This is a genomic window from Asaia sp. SF2.1, from assembly GCF_000505765.1.
Lineage (GTDB): Bacteria > Pseudomonadota > Alphaproteobacteria > Acetobacterales > Acetobacteraceae > Asaia > Asaia bogorensis.
Window position 1 is genome coordinate 139,417 of record NZ_AYXS01000051.1, and the last position, 5,832, is coordinate 145,248.

The 5,832-nt window shown below is 54.9% G+C and carries 6 protein-coding genes; all 6 read left to right on the forward strand.

What is annotated here, in order from left to right:
- A partial coding sequence (locus tag P792_RS35585) for a hypothetical protein (RefSeq protein WP_023980054.1) occupies positions 1-657 on the forward strand: 657 nt, incomplete at its 5' end.
- Positions 658-1,011, forward strand: a complete 354-nt coding sequence (gene fliN, locus P792_RS35590) for a flagellar motor switch protein FliN (RefSeq protein WP_369794260.1) — start codon at positions 658-660, stop codon at positions 1,009-1,011.
- Positions 1,012-1,404: 393 nt separating this feature from the next.
- Positions 1,405-2,244 carry a flagellar type III secretion system pore protein FliP gene (gene fliP / locus P792_RS35595; RefSeq protein ID WP_081866876.1) on the forward strand — a complete coding sequence of 280 codons (840 nt, stop codon included), beginning with the start codon at positions 1,405-1,407 and terminating at the stop codon, positions 2,242-2,244.
- A gap of 444 nt (positions 2,245-2,688) precedes the next feature.
- Positions 2,689-2,952: a hypothetical protein gene (locus P792_RS37890; RefSeq protein WP_161630876.1), complete on the forward strand. Its 264-nt coding sequence runs from the start codon at positions 2,689-2,691 to the stop codon at positions 2,950-2,952.
- Positions 2,953-3,013: 61 nt separating this feature from the next.
- A complete protein-coding gene (locus P792_RS35600) occupies positions 3,014-4,930 on the forward strand; it encodes a methyl-accepting chemotaxis protein (protein WP_161630877.1) in 1,917 nt (638 codons plus the stop codon).
- Positions 4,931-5,517: 587 nt separating this feature from the next.
- Positions 5,518-5,832: hypothetical protein (locus P792_RS39510; protein WP_051395982.1), on the forward strand; the 315-nt coding region annotated here is incomplete at its 3' end.

Sequence of the window (5,832 nt, forward strand, 5' to 3'; positions counted from 1 at the left end):
CACCTTGTTGATTTCGATGCCAAGCCAATGCCCCCGGCACCGCCTCCCGCCACCGATCAATCAGATTCGGCTCCGGCAGACGGGCAAGCGAAGCCTTTGGTGTCCTTCGCTCAGGACGAGATTGATGCGCTGCAGCGTGACGCTTACGACGCTGGTTTTGCAGCAGGCGCGGCTTCGGAGCAGGCCAGAGCCGAAGCCAACCTATCTTCTACACTGGCGGACATGATCCGTCAGAACGAAGATGTATGCGCCCGCCACTTCGGTCTGGCGCAAAAGGCGGGGGAGATTTTTGCCGAGGCGTTAGTCGACATCGTCAGCGCTCTGACCCGCCTCCCCCCAGAGCAATTAAATGGTATCCATCGCGATCTTCTGCAGGATGCAATCGATCTGATTCTGGGATCCGAGACAGTGGTTGAGGTGACTTGCACCGCAGATGACGAAGTCCGCCTCAGAAGCGCGATTACCCAGCCTGACAAAATAAGGTTTGAGCCTTGTGCTGTTCCCGGGGATTCACGTATCAGAATCAGCACTGAGACCAACACGATCGTCCTCGACCCGGAAGAATGGCGCAGGAAGGCAATTGAGAAGGTGCTGACCTCACTCAACTCTTTGCAGCGTTCACCAACTGCCTCACCCGAGACGACAAACGGACCGTAAATGATGAATGCAGATAACGGAATGATGGGGCTCGAGGATTTTGCCTCAGAGCCTCTCGATTCTTCAGGTTCCACAACCGAGACAGCAGCTGGCGGCAGCTCCACTGTGCCTCGAACCGAAGCCGTCTACGATATCCCGGTCAAGATTACCGCAGTGATCGGCACTGCCACCATGCCGGTCAGCCAGCTCCTTAGGTTGGGGCGTGGCGCTGTGGTCGAGTTAAACAAGAAACTGGGCGAAGCTGTCGATATCTACGCCAATAACCGTCTCATTGCGCGTGGCGAGCTGGTTGTCGTTGATGACAACAACATAGGCGTGACAATGACTGAAATTCTGTCGTCTTCGTCCTCCTGAGTGTGAACACCATGCTTGCTCAGGGCCAATGTGACGCATGCAACGGGCAGCACGGATGAGCCTCCTGTCATGGGTGAGCTATGGTGCATCGTTTGCACTGGTAATATCGCTCATATTCCTTTTGCGATTTGTTGTGCGCTATCTCGAACCCCGCCTGGGCAGACGGAATACAACCAGAAGTTTACAGATTGTGGAAACACTGCCTCTTGATCCGAAAAGGCGACTGATCGTCTTTTCCTGTCGAGGGCGCGAAGGCCTTCTACTCACCGGGCTAAATGGAGATTCGTTCATCGGCTGGCTTGAGGGCGATTGCGGCCCGAACGACGGTCTCGTCCAGGCTAATCCTGAACCTGCCTCGGGTTTCAGCCAGTATCTCTCCGTCGAGCGTAGCTCATGAATAGTTTTGTGATTCATTCAACCGGGGCGATAAAATCCCGCGTAGTGAGCTCATGCAATACCAAAGCTACGACCTCTGGCAAGAGTCGAACCATCGGCCATTGTTGCACGCTTTTTGTCCTCACAGCCGTTCTGCTTTGTGCCCCTTGCATCGCGCACGCGCAGTCTCTTTCCATCGATCTTGGCGGTAGTGGCGGCAGCCCTGGAACAACGAGCCGCCTGATCCAGCTTACTGCCCTCATCACCCTGCTGTCTCTGGCACCGAGCCTTCTTGTAATGGTGACTGCTTTCACGCGTATCGTGATCGTCCTGTCGCTGCTTCGGGGCGCAATCGGCGCGCAAGGTACCCCACCGAACACAATCATCATCGGCCTCTCGCTATTTCTTACGTTTTTCGTGATGCAGCCTACTTTTGAACGATCCTGGTCACAGGGGATCGCACCGATGATCAATGGGAGCATGTCGGAGATAGACGGCCTCAAGGCTGCAGCAGAGCCATTCCGCGGCTTCATGGTTGCGCATGCCCGGCCTGGCGATCTCGCAACTTTCTATCATCTGGCCAATCTCACACCTGCCAAAACCGCTGCAGAAACCCCATGGCGGGTCCTGATGCCTGCTTTCATGATTGGTGAGTTGAGCAGAGGCTTCGAAATGGGCTTCCTTCTCTATCTGCCTTTCCTGATCATCGATATCGTCACATCAAGCGTGCTGATGAGTCTCGGCATGATGATGCTGCCCCCTGCAACAATCTCGCTACCATTCAAGCTCATCTTCTTTGTCATGATTGATGGGTGGCAGATGGTAGCAGGCGGCCTGGTACGCAGCTTCGGCTCCTGACAGGCGCGTTTCAGCAATGACGCCATCAGCCAGCTATTCCCGCTTTAAACCGAAGCTTAGTCCAACCATTCACGCCTTAAGGGTTGAGACGCAAATGCCGTCGCATGCCTCAACCATGGAAGCCTTGACCGCACCCCTGCGCGCATCCCGATAAAGCTTAAAGGTACGGATTCCATTCGTTACGATCTGTCGTCGGCCACGGCAATGAGTACAGAACGCTGCTGCGCGGAATTCTTCTCACGCTGTTACCTGTTTACCAATCTGAACAAAAATCTTGTCCAGAATGAAACATAACGGTGACGGAATATATTGACGTATAACATCCGGCGTGAATGATTAACCTGAATCTAACGTTGCGGGAGCGGGCTTGCCCGCAAACGCGCCTCATGCCCCAGCGCCCACCTTCACGCCCGTCGGGAGTCTCCGCTCTAGCAAATTTTGTCGATGAGTCTTTTCACCCCTCCTTCCAGCCTCATGCCTCCAAAAACGGAAAGCAGTCCCCGTGCGCAGAAAATCTCTTCATCATCCTGCCTTCAATCTCGCCAGCAAAATCGTTCTGGCCTGCGGCATTTGCTTCATAGCAATCCAGATCGTCGCCGTATCCATATCCGGGTTCATGATGAAGAAAGAGGTAGAAAAAAAGATCTACTCGCAAGCAATCCAGAAAAGTCAGATATTGGGCCAGAAGATCGCCCGATCAATAGCTGAGCAGAGCCTGGTTGTACGAGGCATTCAAAGCGCTATCGAAAGCGGCCATCAGACGGGCGTCTTGAACAAGCAGTTCATTGTTGACCTTCTGGTTGAAGACATGCGGCGTTTTCCAGCGATTTTCGGCATGGATTTCAAGGAGATCCCGCATGGTTTCGATGGGACGCAGCTTCCGGGCGGTCCAGGAACAAACCCGGAGGGAATATTCTTCCCTTATGTCGTGCGTGACGGTCATGGAAATATTGCCGTGCGGACCCCTTCCGCCCACTATAGCGATTTTTACAAGGCCATAATCAGAACAGGCAACCCGGACGGCCTTGAACCCTATATCGACCACGATTCCGGTGTTCCCATGGTCTCCCCGACCTTCCCTATCACGTTCAATGGCAAAAGAATCGCCGTCGTAGGGGCGGATATCCCCTTGGACTGGCTTGTCCCTATGCTCAAGGAAGTCCAGATCGCGCCGGGCACCAAGATCTCGCTTCTGTCCAGCCAAGGCTTCTGGGTCGTAAGCCCTACACCTGCCCAGATCATGCAGCACTTCCATGATGACGCCTCCAGAGCTTTCAGCAAGGCCCTCTCTGCGCACGATGTCACCATCATCCCCGGGTTTGACGGTGGGAGTGCAGACCGTATCCTGGTTCCTATCACGGTGGATGGTTTCGGCACTTACTGGACCCTTGTGGTCGACCTCCCGGGTGAGGCCATCACGACACCGGTCTGGCATACAATTTTCACTCTCGTCATTCCGGGCATCGTGCTGATCGTCATTTCGCTCGTCCTGATGTGGCTCATCTTCCGCAAGCTTCTCAGCAACCCGCTAGGCAGCCTGATTCATGCTGTCTCTGAATTGGAAAACCGCCACTATCAGGCACGTGTCTTCGGAATAGAGCGCCAGGATGAACTCGGTGCAATCGCCCGCGGGCTGGACGCATTCCGCTCATCATTGCTGAAGGCGCAGGAAGCCGACTTGCTTCTGGAAGGGGAGCGACGTCGTAACGAAGAAGCGCAGCGGGTGCGGCATGAGCAGGATGAACGCAGGCTGGATGACATCAGAAAGGTCGTTGAGCAGATTGGAGGGGCGCTTTCAGCCCTTTCGAACGGCGATCTCGCCTCAGAACTGCGTCAGCCTCTTCCCGATGAGTTCGAGATTTTACGAACGGATTTCAACAGGTCGATCAGGGAACTCGCAAATACCATCTCAGGTATCTCGACTGCTGCACAGACCATCCGGGATGGAAGCGAAACCGTCCATGGCGGTGCCGAGAATTTGGCACAACGGACCGAACAGCAGGCGGCAGCTCTGGAGCAGACAACGGCTGCGATCAGTCAGATCGCGCGCAGTGCCTCTCATTCGGAAGAGCTGATCACCAGCGCCCAGTCAATCGGCGAGGAAGCCTGCCATTCTGCCGCAGCTTCAGCCGATATCATGCGCCGCACACGTGACGCCATGTCGCGAATAGAGAACAGCTCGTCCCAGATTGTCGACATCGTCTCGATCATCGAGAACATTGCTTTTCAAACCAATGTCCTTGCTCTGAATGCCAGCATCGAAGCGGCGCGGGCTGGCGACGCCGGTCGCGGTTTTGCCGTCGTGGCTGACGAAGTGAGAACTCTGGCGCAGCGATGCACCGAAGCGGCCAAAAGTGTGAGTGCGCTCGTAGGGAAAACATCAGACGAGATACATATCGGCGCCGAATGTGTGCATGAAACAGAACACGCGCTTGCCACGATTTCCGGTCTTGTCACAACGATGGGTGAAAGACTGACCACCATCGTTCGAAATGCGCGCGAACAGGCGGTAAGCCTGAAGGAGGTCAATTCGGCCATCGGGGTCATGGATCGCACGACACAGCAGAATGCCGATATCGCAGATGAGGCACGTTCTGCTTCCAGAAGCCTGTCGAATGAAACACACTCCATGCTTCACCTGATCCTGCGTTTTTCGCTCCCGGCAACGAGCGCGGCGACTTATTGAAGGTCACACCCTCCTGCCTTGAGCGCGTCATGTTGGATCGAGGCAGGTGACCTCGTTACATGGCCAAAATATCGTCAGGCGCTTACCGCTCACACCTGGAGTGGACGCCCACAATCAGGTCGTGCCGGGACTACAGGGGGACAAGCGACGACTCCCCATGGCGGCTGGCCTCTGGCATTCGCCCCCCTCAGCCACCGACGGGAGGTCGTCGATCCTCGATCAGGTTTCTTCAGTTCCTGCACTGCACCAGCAACGCTCATTCAGACGACAGCATGAGACATGGGCACTTTCTGATGATGCGGCAGGAGAACGCGAAAAGCGCGGAAAGCCTCTCTCCGGCAGATAGTGCCTGCGACGTAATAACTCCCTGATATCATGACCCACTAGCCGACAATTTTCGGGATCTCATCATCGTACGCGATACGCTTAACTTGTTCTTAATGGCTTCATGTGAGCGTAAAGTCTCTGATCTTTGCGGCCGAAGGATAAAGACGAGATCGAAAAGACACTTTGCCCGCCACTCATCATAAATGACTATCGAAACAATAATTTCATATAATTTACTTACGATCGCAGAGTAGGAAAAAATGAAAACCTGGCTGTATCGAGAAGCATCATTCCGGTCCAAAATTGGTACGGTCATGCTTTGCTCCGAAATCCTGCTCGCCGCGATCGTGCTCGGCGAAGTCGCTGCTTTTCTCGCCGGGCCCCTGACGTCAGTCGCCTTTTCTTTCCTGCTGCCACTCACACTGATCACAGCGGCAGCTGTTTTTGCAGGATGGCAGATACTCAACCAGACAATCTCGGTGCCGGTGGAGGCAATCCTTAATATGGGGGAAGCCCTCCTCCGTGGAGACACACGCACGCGCACGCGCTACACTGGCTTCAGAGATGATAGCGGC